Source organism: Okeania sp. SIO2F5, assembly GCF_010692685.1.
Lineage (GTDB): Bacteria > Cyanobacteriota > Cyanobacteriia > Cyanobacteriales > Microcoleaceae > Okeania > Okeania hirsuta.
In genome coordinates this window covers 1-19,748 of the sequence record NZ_JAAHGU010000068.1, presented here as the reverse complement: position 1 = coordinate 19,748, position 19,748 = coordinate 1, and the positions used below count along the sequence as shown (strand labels likewise).

The 19,748-nt window shown below is 37.0% G+C and carries 15 protein-coding genes; 8 read left to right on the top strand and 7 right to left on the bottom strand.

The window, feature by feature from the left end; genetic code table 11:
- Positions 1-172 precede the first annotated feature (172 nt).
- The 4 genes from F6K27_RS19845 to F6K27_RS19830 form a co-directional block, all read right to left on the bottom strand.
- Complete coding sequence (locus tag F6K27_RS19845; protein ID WP_287278077.1) at positions 173-1,537, bottom strand: DUF1800 domain-containing protein; 1,365 nt, start codon at positions 1,535-1,537, stop codon at positions 173-175.
- Between the two features lie 161 nt (positions 1,538-1,698).
- Positions 1,699-4,410, bottom strand: coding sequence for an ABC transporter substrate-binding protein (locus tag F6K27_RS19840; protein ID WP_287278076.1), 2,712 nt, complete (start codon positions 4,408-4,410; stop codon positions 1,699-1,701).
- Between the two features lie 658 nt (positions 4,411-5,068).
- The gene (locus tag F6K27_RS19835; protein WP_287278075.1) at positions 5,069-6,325 is read right to left on the bottom strand and encodes a DUF1822 family protein; all 1,257 of its coding nucleotides are present in this window, start codon (positions 6,323-6,325) and stop codon (positions 5,069-5,071) included.
- A gap of 90 nt (positions 6,326-6,415) precedes the next feature.
- A complete protein-coding gene (locus F6K27_RS19830) occupies positions 6,416-7,777 on the bottom strand; it encodes a hypothetical protein (RefSeq protein ID WP_287278074.1) in 1,362 nt (453 codons plus the stop codon).
- A gap of 225 nt (positions 7,778-8,002) precedes the next feature.
- On the opposite strand from F6K27_RS19830, the gene F6K27_RS19825 reads away from it, so the two are divergent.
- On the top strand, positions 8,003-8,515 hold the full coding sequence (locus F6K27_RS19825; RefSeq protein WP_287284472.1) for a hypothetical protein: 513 nt from the start codon (positions 8,003-8,005) through the stop codon (positions 8,513-8,515).
- Positions 8,516-8,572: 57 nt separating this feature from the next.
- Here the strand turns inward: F6K27_RS19825 and F6K27_RS19820 are convergent, their stop codons facing one another.
- A complete protein-coding gene (locus F6K27_RS19820; protein WP_287278072.1) occupies positions 8,573-8,716 on the bottom strand; it encodes a hypothetical protein in 144 nt (47 codons plus the stop codon).
- A gap of 167 nt (positions 8,717-8,883) precedes the next feature.
- Between F6K27_RS19820 and F6K27_RS19815 the strand changes: the two genes are divergently transcribed.
- Both F6K27_RS19815 and F6K27_RS19810 read left to right on the top strand, forming a co-directional pair.
- Positions 8,884-9,081, top strand: a complete 198-nt coding sequence (locus tag F6K27_RS19815; protein WP_287278070.1) for a hypothetical protein — start codon at positions 8,884-8,886, stop codon at positions 9,079-9,081.
- Positions 9,082-9,255: 174 nt separating this feature from the next.
- The gene (locus F6K27_RS19810) at positions 9,256-10,248 is read left to right on the top strand and encodes a DUF2207 domain-containing protein (RefSeq protein ID WP_287278068.1); all 993 of its coding nucleotides are present in this window, start codon (positions 9,256-9,258) and stop codon (positions 10,246-10,248) included.
- 281 nt (positions 10,249-10,529) lie between these two features.
- On the opposite strand, the gene F6K27_RS19805 is transcribed toward F6K27_RS19810, so the two are convergent.
- Complete coding sequence (locus F6K27_RS19805; protein ID WP_287278067.1) at positions 10,530-11,138, bottom strand: TetR/AcrR family transcriptional regulator; 609 nt, start codon at positions 11,136-11,138, stop codon at positions 10,530-10,532.
- 869 nt (positions 11,139-12,007) lie between these two features.
- Between F6K27_RS19805 and F6K27_RS19800 the strand changes: the two genes are divergently transcribed.
- The 3 genes from F6K27_RS19800 (at position 12,008) to F6K27_RS19790 (ending at position 15,922) form a co-directional block, all read left to right on the top strand.
- Positions 12,008-13,609, top strand: coding sequence for a M16 family metallopeptidase (locus F6K27_RS19800; protein ID WP_375339694.1), 1,602 nt, complete (start codon positions 12,008-12,010; stop codon positions 13,607-13,609).
- A 176-nt stretch (positions 13,610-13,785) separates the two neighbouring features.
- The gene (locus F6K27_RS19795) at positions 13,786-15,204 is read left to right on the top strand and encodes a pitrilysin family protein (protein WP_287278089.1); all 1,419 of its coding nucleotides are present in this window, start codon (positions 13,786-13,788) and stop codon (positions 15,202-15,204) included.
- 460 nt (positions 15,205-15,664) lie between these two features.
- Positions 15,665-15,922, top strand: coding sequence for a hypothetical protein (locus F6K27_RS19790; RefSeq protein ID WP_287239648.1), 258 nt, complete (start codon positions 15,665-15,667; stop codon positions 15,920-15,922).
- A gap of 249 nt (positions 15,923-16,171) precedes the next feature.
- Here the strand turns inward: F6K27_RS19790 and F6K27_RS19785 are convergent, their stop codons facing one another.
- Positions 16,172-16,963, bottom strand: a complete 792-nt coding sequence (locus F6K27_RS19785) for a TIGR01548 family HAD-type hydrolase (protein ID WP_287239646.1) — start codon at positions 16,961-16,963, stop codon at positions 16,172-16,174.
- 74 nt (positions 16,964-17,037) lie between these two features.
- On the opposite strand from F6K27_RS19785, the gene F6K27_RS19780 reads away from it, so the two are divergent.
- Both F6K27_RS19780 and F6K27_RS19775 read left to right on the top strand, forming a co-directional pair.
- On the top strand, positions 17,038-17,337 hold the full coding sequence (locus F6K27_RS19780; protein WP_124143727.1) for a 30S ribosomal protein PSRP-3: 300 nt from the start codon (positions 17,038-17,040) through the stop codon (positions 17,335-17,337).
- Between the two features lie 969 nt (positions 17,338-18,306).
- Entirely contained in the window at positions 18,307-19,380 is a 1,074-nt protein-coding gene (locus F6K27_RS19775) for a bifunctional 2-polyprenyl-6-hydroxyphenol methylase/3-demethylubiquinol 3-O-methyltransferase UbiG (RefSeq protein ID WP_287278066.1), read from the top strand.
- Positions 19,381-19,748 lie beyond the last annotated feature (368 nt).

The window sequence follows — 19,748 nt, the reverse complement described above, 5'->3', positions numbered from 1 at the left end:
TCCTTCTTCAATGTCTATGAAGTACAGATATTAACAATTAAATGTTTCCAGTGCGGGCATCTTGCCCGCTATGGGTGTACCTTACCAAGGTGGAATTTGCCCTCTTCCTTATCAGAAAATATCTACTTTTTCCCTATTCCTTCTTCCCTCTTCCTTCTTCCCTATTCCTTCTTCAATACCTCATAAATTCAGGACTACCAAAAATTAATGCTGCCCTCAATTCGGGAGAACTATTTTCAATTACTGTGCGAGTTTGAGCAGAAAAGTTATTACCCAAAGTCGCCATTAATTTTTCCGCACTAATAGGTTTACCTCTACCCAATAAACCACCAGATAAAGGTACGGCTAAACTACTACGTCGAATCATTGTATCTGAACTTAACCATGCTTCTTTCGTATTTTTATAACCGTCAGGAGTAACACAACCATAAAGAGGCATTCCTAACTGGTCTAAAATCCCATTAATAGGTCGAAAATTATCAACTTCGTTACCAATAGCTCTCATGGCAGAAGCTACAAAATTATAAGGATTTTTAAACTTACTATTGTGTGTTTCTACTTGCCAAAATTCTGAACTATTGAAGAGAGTTTTTAATACCTCAGAAATATCTCCTTCACTCTCTAAAAAAATCTGAGCTAAAGTTTTAACTAAAGATTCTGGCGGTTGGTCTAACACAAAAGTTTGAGCTAATTTATAACTAATATGTTTAGCTGTGGCAGGATGGTTAGCCAAAATATCTAAAGCAATTTCACCTTCAGCAATACCATTTTCTTTAATTGTTTGTCCGAGAAAAAATTTATCCCCCGGTTCGTGACGTTTTTCATCAAAGAAAAATCCATCTACATCTTCAGCTCTTTTAGCATTAGGAGGTAAACCCCAACCAGTAAAAATCTTTGCTAAAGCAATAATATCATCTTGAGTATAGCCTCCATCCACACCTAAAGTATGTAATTCTAATAATTCTCTAGCATAATTTTCATTGATTTTTCCCTGATGACTCCGCCAATTATCCAAATAAATTAACATGGCTGGATGATGAGCAGTAGCACCTAATAATTCTCTAAATTTTCCCAAAACATGAGGTCTAATTGCCTGCTGTTCGTAAGAGCTAAAATATAAACGATTTAATCCTTGACGACCAAAAACATTAAAGTGATTGTACCAAAAATCTACCATAACTTCTTCTAAGTGACGCGGACTTTCTAGAGTGCGGAGAAAACGTGCTTTACTAGCTTGTAAAAAAATATTTTGTTCAAAACGTCCTTTGATTCTATTTAATCCTCTCTGGTCTAATTTTAATTCTTTTCCCTGTTGCTGAAGTTGTTGTAATTCTGTGATTATTTCACCAGGTTTTAGAGGCAATGTATCGAGATATTCTACCTTTTTAGTTAATAGTTTTGGGTAGGGAATAGAATCAGGTTGTAATTGAGATTGAATATAAGCTTCTACACCAATATTTTTAATCTTTTCAATTTGCCCAGGAGTTGGTCCGAAACTAAGTCGATTAATTAGGTGTAAAATTTTAATATCAGTCATTTCAGTTATCAGTTATCAGTGGGGTAATATAATTTCCTTGATTGTCATAAAATGCGTAGGGGTGAATAGTCATTCACCCCCGCAATATAGACTCTTATCTTTAATACTAAATAATACTGATGCTACCGGATTAGATATAACACACTTATCGGAAAATAATATTATTTAGAAATCGAACAATTTAACCCTGCATCTTCAGGTTTTGAATACTTCTCAGGAATAAATACGAAGTTAAACACTTGATTATCACAACGAACAACCTTAACTAACTCCAGGGGGTGTTTTTTGCGATCGCCAGTCCTCGGTTGAAATGTAATTTCTCCTGTTACCCCATCAACGCGGAAATTTTCACCTGCCAATATCTTCTTAATTTCCCGACGATGTTTTTCCCCATTTTCCTCAATTCCTTTGATTAGCACCTGAGCAGCATCATAACTCAAAGCTGTACGGTTACTAACATCGCCTCCCCAAAGTTTTTCAGCAGTCTGAGGAAAATTAGGTTGGGGACTGATCAAACGATGCCAATTAATGGTGATAATCAGTTTTTCCAAGAGTTGGGGTTGACCAATCTCTAGGGTTTTGGGACTGTAAATTGAGGAATCACTAACTATCCAGTTTTGACCATCATTTTCTTCGATGATTTTCAGAGCATGAGCAAAGGAATCAGTCACTTGCCCATCTGGCACAAGAACAATAGCTGAGTTACCATATTTTCTGACTTTTTGGATAGCATTTTTAGCATTAAAATTAGGCCGAGAAATATCAAATGAATCAATGAGATATCCTCCTTTTTCTGAGAGTTTTTGTTTAAAATGTTTTTTGTAATCACTAGAATAGGGACTAGCAGGGTTATAAAAAATTGTAGCTTTGTTTTGATTAATTTTATTCATCAAGACATCAACCATTGCTTCTGCTCGAAGATGATTAGTTGCGATAATTCGGAAGAAAAATTTTCGAGGTTGGTCTGTGAGTTCAGATGTGGCCGCACCAGGAGAAACTGATACTAATTGATTTTGGTTATATATATCTACAGTTGCCATCGTCATCTCACTAGTCCAAGAAGCAATAACACCTAAAATATCTGACCGTTTGACCAGGGTTTGGGCAACCTTCTTCGCCTGAGTCTCTAAGTTAGCATCATTAGCAATGATAATTTTCAAACCTTTTCCATTCAAGCTTTTCGAGTCTAGAAAATTTGCACCCGGTAAAGTCAAATTAGAGGATTTTTTCTGATTGAATAAACTCAAGTTAACTTCTGTTTGTGCTTGAGCTACTCCCCGCAAGAGTTCTTCAGCGATTTCTGCATTACTCACCTGACCCGTTTCATCTTGTAAAACTGGAACTACAACTGCAATAGTATGGTAATCAACACCTGTCGCTTCTAAAAGAGCATTATTGAGATATATTAAAGTTTCTGGCTCTCTTCTTTCTGTCTTCCAGCTTTCCTGGAAATTTTGAGCTGCCTCCCAATAACTTTTTTTGGTGACAAAACAATCACTCCATTGTTGTCGAATATGACTATACCAAATAGGTAGAAAATGATTCAATGGCTTTTGGCATTCGGCAACTGCATCCACACCCCTTTGTTTGTCTCGTGGTTCAAATAGTTTTACTAGAATTTCCTCACCTTTACTGATGTTATCTCCAAGGGTTTCAGGTTTAGGATAAAACCAACGACAAATTCCTAAAACACCAACGATCGCCAAGAAAAACAGAATTATTTGCCTGCTTATTATTGGAGGTTGAGGTTCAGGTTGAGGTTCAGGTTCAGGTTCAGGTTGAGGCCAATATAGTTCAGGTGTCGCAGGATTTTGGATTAGCACAGGCAGTCTAGATGCTCTTGGATAAAACAATTCATTTGGAATAGCATATTCGAGTTGTTGTAAATGCTTCCGTGCTTCTCGAACAGAAGTGTGGAGAGGTTTACCTTGGGTAAATTCTTCCAGGAAATATTGTAAAAAACGCCGTGCTACTATATCCGGAACAGGTTCTCGCATCACAATCAAATGGGGAATATTAAAATCAGCTAAATATTCAGCAATACCCAGTCCATCACAGGAATTAAAAATTGCCAGCTTGACTCTAGGAGTATTTCTCCTCAAAGCTTCTCTCAAAAGATCGATTGATAAATTTAAGGCATGATCGACATGAATAGTCTGACCAGAACTGTGCCCAGCATAAAAAATAATATCCCAATTTCCGAGCCAAAGAGTATCAAATAGTTCTTGAGGAGTCAGAGAATTTCCTCTCGCTGGAATAGAGGTAATTCTTGCCCCATATCTATTTAAGTTTTCAATAAGTTCTCGATCCTGTTGCAGTTGTAATCCACCCTCATCGCTACCAAAAATTGCCAGAATTTGAATCGGTTGTTGCAACGTTTCTGTTGGTCGATTATATTTAGACAAGAGGGCAAATTCTGCCTGGGGTAAAAAATATGATTTCTCAAATAAATCCCAATAATCCCAGGATAATTTACGCAGATAATCATTTGATGTATCGATGATAACTCGTACTGATTCATTTATAGTTCTATATTGAAGTTCTCCTATAATTCGCGCTGTTATAGCTCCAAAGATAGGTCGCCCCAACCAATTTATGACGTTAGATTCTAGGGTTAGAGTAGCATTTTGACACTCTTCTAAAATGCAGACGTTGGTAGTTTGCCCATCTGGTATCTTTATCCCTCGGCCTCCCAACTTAGTATAAATGTTTCTCCATTCGTCATAAACTCTAGGAAAATCAGGGTTAGGGGGCAATTGAGGACACTTGCCTTCTCTGGCAATGATTCTACCATCTTGCCAAAACTCCAGGGAAACAGGAAAACCTAATTCAAAACTGCCTTCTTCTATTTTGATAACAACTTTTCTAGTCATTATTCTTAATTCATTGTTATAGTTTTAATATTATATTCGTTTCAATAGACTTCTCCAAAAATTGCTCTTTGTAGGTTGGGTTGAGGAGACGTTAGCGCCAGCTTATCCGTTAGGATAAACCCAACACCAAATCTCAATGTCACAAGGATTTTATATTGTCAAACTTCTAAGATTTAGTACTATATTCTTGAAATTTGCTCTTTGTAGTGGACTGACACACCTTAAATGGTGCATTAGATTCAATTCAAAAGTCAAAAGTCATGCATTCAAAAGTCAGAGTTTTCAAGTTAAAAACTAATGCACAGTTTTAGCTGTGTCAGTCTAGTAGGTTGGGTTGAGGAGACGTTAGCGCCAGCTTATCCTTTAGGATAAACCCAACACCAAATCTCAATGTCACAAGGATTTTATATTGTCAAACTTCTAAGATTTGTAGGAGTTCTAGTGAGGTATAGTCCTGGAAATCCCCCCTAACTCCCCTTGAGAAGGGGGGAACTGGAAGTCCCCCTTTTTAAGGGGGATTTAGGGGGATCATCTATGTACCTCATCAGGCTGAAAACCTCTATAAGTCCTGATTTGCTACTACTATTCTTCTTGCAGACCAATATTTTTAGACATTGTTGTTGGGTTGCGCTACCGCTTAACCCAACCTACGATTTAATCAAATTATGAAATCCTTTGTCACGGTGGCAGAATTAAGGCTAACTTGAAGACTAAAGCGATCGCCTGGATCGGCGGTAAATTTGAACTGAATATAATCATCTCTTTCTCTAGCACGAATTTCAAATAAAGATTCCCCCATTTCATCTAAACCAATGAGTTTTAAATTTGCTGGTAAAAAACGTTGGTCTTGCAGAGGATAAACTCTGGAAAGAACAGCAAATCTTTGGTTTGGTTTTGGTAAAATGGCTATCATTAGTGCCACTGGAACTCCTGCCAGTTGTATTCCTAGATCCATAGCACGACGTACACCTGCTGCTGGGTGACTAGGGTCAATTTCCCACAACAATTCGGCAATTTGCCAGCGAGTTTCTTCATCTTCTGTTGTTTGTAAAATATTTACTAGAGCTTTATTTACTTCTGTCTCTGAGAGTTCAGGTTGAGATAAATCTGCCTGTGTTTTGTCTCTTTGTTTTTGAGTCATTTGGAATTGTTTAAGAAATTTTTTAACTACTTTGGGAGATAATTTTTCTGTTGTTTTATCTAAACTGAAAGCCATTTGTATAATCGGTTTACGATTTCCTATAAGTTCTTCCACTGGTTGCCAACCTTCTCTCAAAATACCTTCTAACCAACTTGTTAATTTTTCCCAATATTTTGATTCATTCAAGGTATTTTCTGGGATTTTAATAGCTACTGGACTCAAATATTTAAGATTTAAAATTAAGTGACTGGAGTCAGAATTTAGTTCAGGCAAAGAAAGTTGATAATTTCCTATTTTGTTTTTTTGTAAAGACTGATTTATTAATTTATCATATCGTATAAATCCAATTATAACAGCTTCTTCTTCCTCTACTAAAACCTGTATTACTATATAGAAATGAGCAGCAAAATCTGGGGAATTAATCATTTTTTCGGGAATTTCAATTCCTTCATTTACTATACTCTCATTTGTCAGTAAGCAAACTTTAAATCCGCCGACTTGCAGATTACTCATTGGTTCTGAACTAATAATTTGATGAGGTGGCAGAGATTCAATTTGATTATCTAATGTTAAATGGCGATCGCTCAACCTTCTTTTTAGTGCGAATAAACCCAAAATTTTCAAATAAGCTTGCCATTTTTGGGCTTCATTATTAAATTTACCACTCAAGAGAGTTGCTTGCTGAAAATCTTCAGGTTCTAAATCAATAGTTTCTGAGTGCAATTGTCGGTAATACTGTCTGTTTGTTTGCCCATAATTAGAACAAATATTCATATTTTTCTCCGGTTTGTTGTTGTAATTTAAAATTTGCTTTTTGTGGAAAATGCAATAATTAATGTAGTTATTTTAATATTTATTATTCTGTCAAATAGGCTGACGATATTCAAGATAATAGCGCATTTTTTGAGCGAATAAACTTGTCATTTTTTGGTATTTCTTTGCTGTAGAAATTTCCTTAGCTGCCTCTAGAAAAACGGTTTCATCTAAATAACGACTTAATAGTTCAATTAAAGAATCAAAAGCATTTGGATCTAAAACCCCTTGATTTGAATTTAACTCTGCTTGATTCAACAAAATCTGGAGCAATTGCTCCATTACTTGTTCTCGAATTTGCTTCAGCAATTGCTTGAGTTTTAAAATTCGACTAACTTGAGATTGATTATTCATATTTAATTGTTTAGCTACTTCACTTTGAGATTTCTTTTCACAATAAATTAGTCGTAAACTAGGTAAAAAATGAGGAGCAAATTCACTATACCAAGCACTTTTTTGTAGTTTCTGCAAACGTTGATAAAGCACTCCCTCAATAGCATCCATAATAGCTCGATCGCGATGTTCGTCTAGAAATTCAAGTTCCATTGCTGAAGCATTAGAGGGTGGTGAAATCTCAGTTGGATTTAATATTTGTTCCTGTATAAACTGAGCAATAGTTTTCAATTGTTCGAGTAGTTCATCTGAAGAATTATATATAATTCTCCTTTGACAAAGGCGATCGCGCATTTCCTGAAGTTGAGACTCAGAAGGTTCAGGACATTTGCCCCTTGCACCCTGTTCTCGTCTGTCGCGGCGATATACTCCATGAAATGCTTCTACCACATCCCGTTCTTGAAGTGAAAAAGTTTCCATTTGGTAACGCTTAATCTCATTTAGTTTTCCCCAAGGAGTAGTTAAAGATAAACCAAATTCCACCCATAACGTTCGAGTTAGTTCTGGGTGGCGACGGGTAAGTAAATAAGTCCAATTCCAGAGTCCAGCTTTATCAGGATTGAATGTTCTCAAAATGTGCCTCCAAAAATAGGGGTAAGAAGACTGAGAGTTTTCGCTAACTTCCTGAAAGTTCTTGATTTTACCATCATCAGTGAGTACCAGGTACAACAAGTCTAAGTGAGAAAAACCATAGCGATCGCCAAATTGTTGAGCCAGTTTTTGACAAGCATGAACAATAGCATGGGAAATGTAACAACGCAAACAAAGTCCTGCTCTTATACTCCAGGAGTTAGAAGAAGCAGAATTTTGAGATAGAAAGTGAGATAGCAAAGTAGCTTGAATTTTTCGGTCATCTTGGGAGGAGACTTCTTTGAGTTCAGCAATAGATGGAAACCAGATTTGAAATTGTTGTTGAACAGGCAATAGTAAGTCCTCTCGATATCCCTTCTGATAACCAGACACATCATAGCTTGCTAAATCAATTTTGCATAATGTCCAGTAGTTCTTGCTGAGAACCATTTGTCTCCCCCCTATATTCCTCCACAGTATTATTCAAGATTATTGAATCAGTATTTACGCTGATTAGCATTCAAAATTCATTCTCCTAAAGGTTCTATTTTACTCTAGTCCCTGATGATTTGAACTTATGCACTTTTGAGAAATATTTTACAGAACTTGCATAAGTTCTCTCTGACAAGATCTAGTAGGTAATGAACAGACCACATAAATTAAGGTAGAACATGAATGATTATGAAAATAAACTTGCCAAAAACCAAACCTAGACTTTCAATTAGTAGATTTTTGCCAATACCTATTTTCCGCTTGGGAATAATTTCACTGATTTTTTTCCCTTTTTTATTACTGAGTAGTTGTGGAATGATAAGTACCCTGGAAGATGGAATAAAATTATCTGCAGTTCTCAGCAAAAATCATCCTGGAGGAGCTGGTGTATCTTTTAATATTAGAAGCAGTAATCACTTAGGCGTTGATTTGACAAATGACGTTAACTATATCAGAAGTTTAGAAATCACTTTTACTGATAAAAGTTGGGATAATTTGACAGAACAAAAACTTCAAAATATTGCTGAAAATACAGTTAAGTTAGTTAATCAAGAATATCCCAAACTAGCTGATGCAGATTATATATATGTAATCTTTATGTATCAAGACCAAAACTCTAATGTAAATCCTATTATTTATAGTAGTTTTACATTTCAAAAAGCAGAAAATGGTTTTCAAATAAAGAAGACCAAATAAAGCTAGATATAATAATTGAAATAAAAATATTCAAGTTTCCAAATGGGAGAGTGATGTTTAATTGTCACAGCTATAAACAAAATAGTTAGTTTTATTGTGAATATACTTGCCAATGGTTAATTTTTTGGCAAACTTTTCGTTTAATAAATTATTGATTTGATAGTCTAATGATTGATAAATAGTTGTGTTCGATTGATTCATAAGATTTAAAATTTAAAGCTTCATCAACTAACTTCATTTTTATTATAGTCTCTGATGATTTGAACTTATGCACTTTTAAGAAATATTTTACAGAACTTGCATAAGTTCTCTCTGACAAGAGCTAGTAGTTAATGAACAGACCACATCAATTAAGGTGAAACACGATTATGAAAATAGGTGAAATTTTGCTCCGAAGACAATTAATTTCGCAAGTTCAACTAAACCAAGCAATAGACATTCAGACTTCATTGCATATGAAACTAGGAGAACTTTTAATGTTCCAAGGTTTGATCCAACCACAAAATTTAGAAGAAGCTTTAAATGAACAATATTGGAGGGAAAATGGTTATTGGATAATTGACTAAGCATCAATTTAAGATTAACAATTTCTCTACTTATCAAGGAATAATTATGATTTTTCATACTTATTTATCTCTGAAATATTGTATTTATGCAAATATTGTGGAGATCAATACACTGAATTTTATTTTGTCTTGATTTGCAACCAAAGTTTTCACTTCGACTCAGGAAAAGAAAAAATGAATGAATTACCAGTTTTGATTGAACCATACTCTCAAAAAAAATCCCGATTTAAACTACGAAAAATATTAACTTTTTTGGTAGCAATATTGATTGGTTTATCTCCAGCATTACAAACCATTGCTCAGGGAACTTCTCCTTTTTACTGGGATTTTATCAATGTTGAAATAGATGTGCAAAAAAATGGAGATATGTTGGTCAGTGAAACCCAGAAATATGTATTCACCCAACCCCATACAAACCAACGATATCGATATATTCCACTCGATAAAGTAGATAAAATTACTGATGTTACAGTTTGGGAAAATCAGGAACAGATTCCTAGCAAAACTGGAATCAAAAATAACCAGATATGGATTAAATGGCAACATCAACTCAATGCTCCTGAAGCACATACTTTTGTCTTGAAATATCGAGTAATTGGTGGTTTACATATTAATGAGAGTGGAGATAAGGTTTACTGGAAAGCAATATTTGCTAACCGGAGTGCTGTGATTAAGAATGCCAAAATAATAGTCCGACTGCCAGAAGTTTTATCAGAAAAAATCCAAACTTATAAAAGTTTTGGAGTGCCAACTAACGCTCTAAAAATTAATTCAACAACTGTAGAATTTGTTGCTCAACAACCAATTCCACCGCAACAAGAAATAGAAGTTATGGTGCTATTTCCTCATAATATTCTTGATGTTGCAAAACCAAATTGGCAGAGTCCTAAACCTGTTAGTTCTCCTTCTTCAGGATTATTTGACCAAATATTTGGGATATTTACAGTGATAACAGTGATAATATTTATTTATGGATTTATCATCGTTATCATCAACCTGTCTCATGCTAGCGGTAGCGGTAGCGGTGGCGGTGGCGCTAGTGGGCCTGGTGGTTTCGGTGGCCCTGGTGGCGGTGGTGGCGGTGGCGGCGGTGGCGGCGGTGGTGGCGGTGGCGGTTGTGGCGGCGGTGGCGGCGGTGGTGGTTGTGGTGGCGGTGGTGGTGGATAGTATTGTAAATTTTCCCACCTACCTACTTAGTCATTCTCAATATGGCCATAAAAACCGCTCCACACTAACACTAAATCTGCTTATTAGAGCAACTTTTGTAAATCTTCTCCTATCCTAAAAAGACTGTAGGGACGTTCTATGGAACGTCCCTACAATGGTTTCACAAAAAGCTGATAATTGCTTGAGTTCTCCAATACCTAACATTTATAGCAGTCGCTAGGACAATTAGGACATTCTCGCGCCTCTCAAATTTAGTTTATGCTGCGAGCTTAACTTCTGACTTAAGCTAAAACACCATTCAAGAAAATATCAGCTAATCCCTCCGCCATTTCCTGCATTGCTTGGGGAGAAGCATCTGGTTCTAATAACGTTTGTTGACTAAAACCAGCGATCGCAAACATTCCTAAAAATACCCGCGCTACAATTTTCGGGTTCATCTGACGATATACACCCCGCTCCATTGCTGTTGCAAAAAAAGCCTCCGCCACATCCGTCATTTTCTCGATAACTTCCGATTGAATTTTATCCCTCAATTCTGGATGAAACTGTGCTTCCAAAAAACAGACTTTCATCATATCTGCATTGCGATTAATATTTAACATCCGGCGACGCATCACTTGTGCTACAGCTTTGTAACTAGACATCTCACTTAATTCTGTTAATAAATCTGTGAGAATTTCAACCCAACCCTGGGTAGCTAACTCAATCAAAATCGCTTTTTTATTACTAAAATGACGAAACAAAGTACCTTCTGCAACTCCTGCCTTCTTTGCCAAATCTCTAATCGTAGTACCATCATATCCAGATTTAGCAAACAACTTTTGAGCTGCTTGTAATATCTTAGTTCGTGTCTGTATTTCCGCAGTTGGCAACTGAGTTAAAACTTTCATAATAGTTAAAATTTTTATTTTACTTTAATCAGTTGTAGCGTTATGATTTAGCAATTTAAGCATTAATTAACAAAGATTTTAGGTAGTGGTGCATTAGACCTCTGGTGAAAAAGATATAGATTTTTTGCAGGAGTAGGTAACAGGCAACAGGCAACAGGCAACAGGTAAGATATTTTTACGAAAAAGGATTTTTTATGGTAAATTTTTCTTTCCTTAGCTGATCTAATTAAAAGGTTTCTTTATTTTCCACCAGATGTCTATTAGACTTGTCGCTTTATAACTTAAAAAATCCCCAAAAAGCTTGTTCTGTAAGGATTCTAGATATTAGCATTAAAAATGCTTAGAATTATTGCTCTGTCTAGGTTGGAGCGATTTTTTCCCTCTATTTAGCGACAACTCTATTGTAATGGTATAGCTAGTGGGAGCATCTTGCTCCCGTTCTAGGTGTTGCTTGTCTCCACTTACCATTACGACTGCTGGACTACCAGATTTTATACATATTTAGGAAAAAAAAGATTTACAGCAGATTTCATCAGGCGTGAGGTATACCCTTCGCGGGCAATATCCCGCACTGGGAACATTCCCTCGTTAATATTTTTACCTCATATATGACCGAATCTGCTGTAATTTTAATTTCACGAGTATAATCGAAAAACTTGCATCCCACACCAATATTCCTAAAATCTCATACTTGAGAATATAATTCTAATTGTCACCTAATCATAAATTCAATTAGTTAATGGATTTTACCTATGCAGATATGTCCAAATAACATTGCTATGCGGAGGTCAAAATTTCAAATACTTAGAGGTAAGCTCATACCCACAATAGAACTATTTACAGAATTAAATTTTTATTTCCAAATATTTATGCAAACTTTCTTACCAGCTTGGTGTAAAAAAATAATTACTGCCAACTTTGAATTGGCCAAACTAAAAAAACGATCACTCAACTTATGTCTTTGCTTAATTACCATAAGTTTGTTTTGGTTTGGTTTTCCTGCAAACATGGCCTTAGCACGGGAATCTACTCCCGACCAAAAAATATCAATTAAGCCTTACCTAGACCGAGTAATTAAAAAAGTCACAGAATTTCGCCTCGACAATGGCATGAAATTTATCGTATTGGAAAGACATAATGCCCCAGTTATATCTTTTTCTATTTATGCTGATGTTGGTGGGGCGAATGAACCAGACGGTCAAACAGGTGTGGCCCATTACCTAGAACATTTAGCTTTTAAAGGTACAAAAAAAATCGGTACAAAAGATTATCAAGCTGAAAAACAAACTTTAGAGAAACTAGATAAGATATTTGCAGAAATTCAAACAGCTAGTGCTAATCAAAAAACCGAACAAGTCACTCAACTTTTAGCAAAATTTGAGGCAACTCAAAAGCAGGCATCTGAATATGTAAATCAAAATGAATTCTCCAAAATAGTCAAACAAGCAGGAGGGGTTGGACTGAATGCTGCCACCTCCGCAGACTACACTCTATACTTCTACAGTTTACCTGCCAATAAACTAGAATTATGGATGTCTTTAGAGTCAGAAAGATTTTTGGAACCAGTATTTAGAGAATTTTATAAAGAAAAACAAGTAATTCTGGAAGAAAGGCGATCGCGCACAGAAAATTCACCCGTTGCCCAACTGTTGGAAAAATTTTTAAGTAAAGCTTTCCAAGTTCATCCTTACCGTCGCCCTGTCATTGGTTATCAAGAAGATATCGAAAATTTAAGCAGAGAAAACGTGCGCGACTTTTTTGATACACATTATGTTCCCAGTAACTTAACAGTAGGGATAGTTGGAGATGTCGATCCCAAAGAAGTCAAAAAATTAGCAAAAATTTATTTCGGTCGCTACGAAACTAAAGAAAAACCACCACAACTTAATATTGTCGAACCTCCCCAAACTGAACCAGGGGAAGTAACAATGAAATTGCAATCCCAACCTTGGTATATAGAAGGTTATCACCGACCTGCAACGAATCATCCCGACAATGTAATTTATCAAATGATAACTAGCATCTTGAGTGATGGTCGTACTTCTCGCCTCTATCAGTCATTAGTTGAGAAACAGCGAATAGCTCTCGTAGCAAGAGGAGCTGGTAGTTATCCAGGAGATAAATATCCACATCTGATGCTATTTTATGCTATGACTGCTCCCAATAGTAATGTAGATGAAGTAGGAGCAGCTTTGCAGACAGAAATTGAAAAATTGAAAACAGATCCAGTTTCTCAGCAAGAGTTAGAAAGGGTGAAAACTCAAGCACGGGCAGGTTTATTGCGCTCTCTTGATTCTAATACAGGAATGGCTTCTGCTCTCTTGAGCTACGAAGTTAAAACTGGTTCGTGGCAAAATCTATTTAAAGAGTTAGATGCCATTAATGCAGTAACTACAGAAGATATTATGCGTGTAGCTCAAAAAACTTTCGTTGCCGAAAACCGCACTATTGGCAGACTACTTCCCAAGTGAAGTCAAAAGTCAAAAGTGAAGTCGAAAATTAAAAGTCAAAAGCGAATGGCATTTGCCCCCTGTTGTCTGTTGCCCATTCCCTATTCCCTTTCATACCAAAACAAACAATGTTTTCTAACTACAAAAGGAAAATTACTAGATCCAAAATTTTCATCACAGCATTTTTAGCCGTAGTAATGCTGTTAGCTATTTTAGGGCAAATACCAGCCATAGCTCTAACTCCAGCCAAACATTATACCGAACTGGAATTTCCCCCACTACCAGAATTAGAACTACCAGAGTACACTCGCTTTCAACTTGATAATGGCATCGTTGTCTATCTCATGGAAGACCATGAATTACCCCTCATAGGTGGTAGAGCAATATTCCGGACAGGTTCAAGATTTGAACCAGAAAATAAAGCAGGGTTAGCAGACTTAACTGGTACTGTTATGCGTACAGGTGGTACAACCCAACATTCTTCTGAAAAAATAAATCAAATACTCGAACAAAAAGCAGCAGTAGTAGAAACAAGTATCGGTGGTACTGCTGGTAGTGCCAGGTTCAGTTGCCTCACTGAAGACTTGACAGAAGTATTTGGATTATTTACCGAAGTCATTCGCGAACCTGTATTTGCTCCAGCAAAGCTAGAGTTTTACAAACAACAATGGCAAGGTGCAATTGCTCGTCGGAATGACGACCCTGAATCTATTGTTGGTCGTGAGTTCCAAAAATTGATTTATGGAGCACAAAGTCCTTATGCTCGAACTGTTGAATATGAAACCCTCAACAACATTTCCCAGGAAGATTTAATTGATTTCTATGCTAAATATTTCCATCCTGAGAATATGATTTTGGGAGTAGTAGGAGATTTTCAGACAAAACAGATGCGATCGCTCATTACAGAAAAATTTGGCAATTGGCAACCAAGCATTAAAGCAGTGAAACCTCCCCTACCAAATGTTAGTCAAGCTCAAGTCGGCGGTCTATTTTTTGTTCAACAACCTCAGCTAACTCAAAGTTATGTACAAATGGGTCATTTAGGCGGAAAATTAGATAATCCTGATTATACAGCTTTGAGCGTGATGAATGGGGTACTTAATGGTTTGGGGGGACGCTTGTTTAATAATATTCGATCGCGTCAAGGTTTAGCTTATTCAGTTTCTGCTTATTGGAGTCCTAACTATGATTATCCAGGAGTATTTATAGCTGGGGGTGAAACACGTTCGGATGCAACTGTACCATTTATCAAATCTGTGAATGAAGAAATTGAACGTATTCGTACTCAACCTATTACAAAAGAGGAACTGACCCATGCTAAAGATTCAACTCTCAACTCATTTATTTTCAACTTTCAAGATCCAGCTCAAACTTTATCCCGTTTGATGAGATATGAATATTATGATTATCCTAAAGATTTTATTTTCCGTTATCGTCAGGAAATAGAAAATATTACCGTTGAGGATGTGCGAAGAGTAGCTCAAAAATATTTGCAACCAGAGAAAATTGTAACTTTAGTGGTGGGTAATAAAGAGGCTATTCAACCACCTCTGAGTAGTCTCGGAAGCGGTCTTAAAATTACTTCAATAGATATTACAATTCCTGAACCTAGTTAATTTAAGTCGGGAGTAGGGGGTTGGAGGTTATGCCAAATTGACACTCGCCTGTTAAATCTAAGATTATAACGGGAGATTCTTGTTTCAGACTCTTAACTTGGTCAGGACTTACGCAAAAAAACGAAAATATACCCCATTTGTAGGGGGTTAACGGCCGTTAACCCCTATCATCAATGGTGGTTATGGGTAAGTCCTGTTTAATTACTATTAAAACTTACTTAATTTGCCATAGTCATCATAATTTTATCCCTTGACAAACTTATGTAATTATGATTTTATATAAACCCATATAGTAGTTATAGCAGGCTCCTTCCTGGTTTAGCCAACTAATGGAATTGTTTTAACTCGTAAAATTTATACTGACAAAATTAAAAAACAAATTGAATATATTGGCTGTAATGATACAACTATTACAGGTTCTCGTAGTGGGCTTGCTTGTTTATTTCTTTGGTATGCTATTATGACCAGAGGTCAACAGTATGCTTGTGAAGTTTCGAGTTGCTTAGAAAATGCTCGGTATTTGTATAAACGTCTAGAAGAGATTGGGTACAAACCTTTTTTAAATGATTTTTCAACTACGGTTGTATTTGACAAGCCATCAATCAAGATTTGTCAGAAGTGGCAGTTAGCTACTGAGGGGTCTTTAGCTCATATTGTTGTGATGCAACATCTTTCTCAAATGAAAATAGACTTATTTATTGATGACTTGTTAGCTTAATTTGTATCTAGTGGAGGAGTCAGGAGTCAGGAGGGAAGAAGAGCAGGGTCAATTTATTGTCACACTTAGAAAAATTGACAGGGAGATGGGGGGTGTGGGGAGTGTAGAAGGTTTTACATACTCTGCAAAGATTCATCCCTTAGTTCAGCAATGCCTAAAATTGTTTAGGTTAAGACACGAAGTGGCTGGTCGAAGACTATCCATAAGCAATTTTCCCTTCTACCCTCAACTCCCGCTGCCTTCTTCAAATTAACCAACGCTCAAAGCACGAGCGATCGCTTCTTCAGACAATTCTTCAATATTACTCAAAACCACCTTTGCCCCTGCCTCCAACAGTTTTGCACTATAAGTCTCTCGCCTTGTCTGACTTTCCTGCACATGGGGAGGCAACACACCCACCCCTATCCAATTTCTCGACGGCATCGCTAGACGAGCATTCTCCACCGTATACATATCTCCCACTGTATCGCCAGCATAAATCACAGGTAGATTTTCAGCTAAACCATGCTGTTTTTCCAATGTCTCCAATACTGCAAATAACCCCGTGGGGTCAGGTTTTCCTGGTCCATCCTCCATCGCCACTACTACAGGAGAACTCAACCCTAACTTACCTTCCAAAACATAAGCAGCTTCTGCGCGCATTGCCCCACTAAAAAATCCCCAAGAAAATCCTGCTGCTGTCAATCTCTGAAAATAATCAGAACTCACTAACAACGGTTCCGTACAAATATAACCAGTCCAATTATCTTCATGTGGACCTCGATAACGAGACTGAAAAAAAGCCACTAACTTTTGATAATCTAAACCAACATTCTCTCTTTTTTGACCTTGGCCTTCAAAATAGCGATAAATTAACTCTCGCGAAGCCTCCCAGTCATTATTCCAAACTCCCTCAGATTTGAGTTGGTCAATATCTGTCAAAGTGGGACAAAAAGCGCCGGATGTAAAATGCTCTACCGTATCCGCGATCGCCCGTCGATAAGACCCTCCAACATTCCGAATTACACCATCAATGTCAAAAACCAAAATTGCTTTGTCCATCACTCAATTTCCGTGCTACGATTAAATATTGTGCAAAGTTTTAAAATTAGCCTAATATTGGCTCTGGAGGTAAATTGTCCAAATTCATACTTAAAGTAGTTTGGTTAGAAGATAATGTAGCACTTGCAGTAGATCAAGTGGTAGGAAATGGTACTAGCCCCTTAACTTGTTACTTTTTCTGGCCTCGTAATGATGCTTGGGAAGAATTAAGAAAAGAAATAGAAGCCAAACATTGGATTAATGAATCAGACCGGGTCGATCTTCTCAATCAAGCTACTGAGATAATTAACTACTGGCAAGAAGAGGGAAGAAGACGGCCAATGACAGAAGTTCAATCAAAATTTCCAGAAATAGTTTTTACAGGGACTAATTAGAAGTTAAAAGTAAAAATTAACTTCAGAATATTAGGAACATTAAGCTTAAGTAGAAAGACAAAGTTATTTGTATATTGACACTTATACCAAGTCCCGTTAAGATTATTCTTAAAAAAATTAAAGTTTCTGTCCAGAGAGGCTCTGAGTAATTACTGAAATAACTAATAATAACTGGATTTGGTATCAGATATATTTCATCTTCCCTCTCTTGGTTGATTGGATATGGCAAGGAAACCTTGCCTTTCTTAAACGCTCTGCTTTTTACTAACGCAAGGTAGCATATCTTTTGCCTTTTCCCTATATCGACCATTAGTTAAATTAATTTAATACAGGTACTTAATAGTTATCGAAAATATTGTCTTTAGTTTTTAAATGGATGACTTAGTTACCGAATAATTAAGGTTTAGATCTTTGCCTGACTTTGGTACAAGTTGTAGCCCTACAAGCAGAAAAAAGAATTTTTTTTCCTTTTAGTCAATTTTCTTCTTTTCAAGAAGAGGTCATTTCAGCTATCAGTTAGCCTCCTCCGGAGGAGCTACGCTAACAGTACCTCCTGCAATAAGGAGGCTTGACATCAGGAATATTCTATTTTCTCTTGGTCTCATGGATATGGCGAGGAGACCCGTTCTTGCAGACACGCTCCGCTACGCCATCCCACCCTACAGGAAGCTCCGAATATAGACTGCTTTTTATCCCCTTAAAAGGGGAGACTTTAGACCAGAATTTTTCGGTAATTATTAATTTGAGATGTAGTTTCTGTTAAGATAAATTTACTTGATCAAATATTCAGGTTGTAATCAGTTATCTTTTTCTTTTGGCTTTAATACCCAGTCGTCTACAGGGTTTTTACAATTGGCTGGGGTTTGAGTCCCCATCCACTTTTTCTTTCTTCCTTCTTCAACAATAGTTAGTTGATGTCAATAATATTATACTAAACTGTCAAAAAATTAATTAAAGCAGAATCTGCTGATGAACCAGGAACAGACATTATTCATAAGTGACCAACTGCCACTTGTAACTTCTCCAGCTATTCTCAAAAAAGCTGTTATATATAAGCTTGATAGCTATATTTCAGGAGGTGGTGAGTTGGCATTTCCATGTCTGCCTGGTATGCTTGAGCATTACATAAATATTGTAGAAAGCTTATTTTCTCACCTGGGTAGACCAATGCCCAAGGAAAGACAACTACAATTGCGTCAAATGATAGAAAGGAAGTTGGCAGAGGGGTTTAATATTTCTACAAGTTCAATATTAGTTATTCAGTATGAATTAGTGAAGCCTCCCAAAAAAGGTATGGCTTGCCAAGTAACTGTTCGTAGCCCAACTTTAGAGGAACAGTACAAGTCTTGGGTAGAGAAGAGAAAGCCTCCCTTGTTTGGTTCTCACCCTGATGCTAGAGTATTAGCAACTGTGGCAGAATTTCGTAAAAACACTTCATTAAAAATATTAGATGTCGGTGGGGGAACGGGTAGGAATGCTTTACCTTTGGCACGAAAAGGTCATTCTGTAGATGTTTTAGAGTTAACCCCTGCTTTTATTGAACAGTTGCAAACAGCGATCGCTACAGAAAATTTATCTATGAATGTGTTTAAGGGAGATATTCTCGACCCACTGACACGAATGCAGCCAGCTTTTTATCAGTTTGCGATCGCCACAGAAGTAGTATCTCATTTTCGCGATGTAGAGCAACTGCGGTTATTTCTAGCAAAAATGTCTGATTTTATTTGTCCTGGTGGTATGCTTCTGTTCAATATATTTTTAACCGTAGATGGGTATGTACCGGATGAGTTAGTCCGAGAGATGGCACAGTTATCTTGGTCGAGTTTGTTCACTGCTAAGGAGTTTGCCACAGCGATGCAGAGTTTACCTTTAGCGATCGTTTCTAATGAGTTAGTTATAGAATATGAACGTCAACATCTGCCTCAAACAGCTTGGCCTCCTACAAGTTGGTTTGAAAGTTGGGCGACTGGTAGAGATATATTTCCTCTAGCTAATGGTAGACCACCTGTAGAGTTGAGGTGGATATTATGTCGGCGAATGTAGTCATTTCAGTTATCAGTTATCAGTTATCAGCACCTTCTGTAATAAGGAGGCTTGAAAATATGGAATCTTCTTTTCTCTTGGTCTGATGGATATGGCTCCCAGACCTCGCCATCCCACCCTACGGGAAGCTCCGAAGATCGACCGCTTTTTATCCTCTGAAAAGGGGAAGCTTTAGACCACAATTTTTCGGTAAGCGAAACTGTACAAATACTTACTACCAAAATCAATAGGACTTGATCTAATTGACATCCTCCCGACGCTGCTCTACGAGACAGCGCGGGATTCTCCAACATCACTGATGGGGGCTTTCTGCTTCAATGCACCCGCCTTCGGGGATTTACTCCCTTCAGGTCTTACAGTCGCTCCAC

Excerpts from the sequence above, each read along its gene's own strand:
- F6K27_RS19845 (WP_287278077.1), bottom strand. The coding sequence starts at position 1,537 with ATGACTGATATTAAAATTTTACACCTAATTAATCGACTTAGTTTCGGA.
- F6K27_RS19840 (WP_287278076.1), bottom strand. The coding sequence starts at position 4,410 with ATGACTAGAAAAGTTGTTATCAAAATAGAAGAAGGCAGTTTTGAATTA.
- F6K27_RS19835 (WP_287278075.1), bottom strand. The coding sequence starts at position 6,325 with ATGAATATTTGTTCTAATTATGGGCAAACAAACAGACAGTATTACCGA.
- F6K27_RS19830 (WP_287278074.1), bottom strand. The coding sequence starts at position 7,777 with ATGGTTCTCAGCAAGAACTACTGGACATTATGCAAAATTGATTTAGCA.
- F6K27_RS19825 (WP_287284472.1), top strand. The coding sequence starts at position 8,003 with ATGATTATGAAAATAAACTTGCCAAAAACCAAACCTAGACTTTCAATT.
- F6K27_RS19820 (WP_287278072.1), bottom strand. The coding sequence starts at position 8,716 with ATGAATCAATCGAACACAACTATTTATCAATCATTAGACTATCAAATC.
- F6K27_RS19815 (WP_287278070.1), top strand. The coding sequence starts at position 8,884 with ATGAAAATAGGTGAAATTTTGCTCCGAAGACAATTAATTTCGCAAGTT.
- F6K27_RS19810 (WP_287278068.1), top strand. The coding sequence starts at position 9,256 with ATGAATGAATTACCAGTTTTGATTGAACCATACTCTCAAAAAAAATCC.
- F6K27_RS19805 (WP_287278067.1), bottom strand. The coding sequence starts at position 11,138 with ATGAAAGTTTTAACTCAGTTGCCAACTGCGGAAATACAGACACGAACT.
- F6K27_RS19800 (WP_375339694.1), top strand. The coding sequence starts at position 12,008 with ATGCAAACTTTCTTACCAGCTTGGTGTAAAAAAATAATTACTGCCAAC.
- F6K27_RS19795 (WP_287278089.1), top strand. The coding sequence starts at position 13,786 with ATGCTGTTAGCTATTTTAGGGCAAATACCAGCCATAGCTCTAACTCCA.
- F6K27_RS19790 (WP_287239648.1), top strand. The coding sequence starts at position 15,665 with ATGACCAGAGGTCAACAGTATGCTTGTGAAGTTTCGAGTTGCTTAGAA.
- F6K27_RS19785 (WP_287239646.1), bottom strand. The coding sequence starts at position 16,963 with ATGGACAAAGCAATTTTGGTTTTTGACATTGATGGTGTAATTCGGAAT.
- F6K27_RS19775 (WP_287278066.1), top strand. The coding sequence starts at position 18,307 with ATGAACCAGGAACAGACATTATTCATAAGTGACCAACTGCCACTTGTA.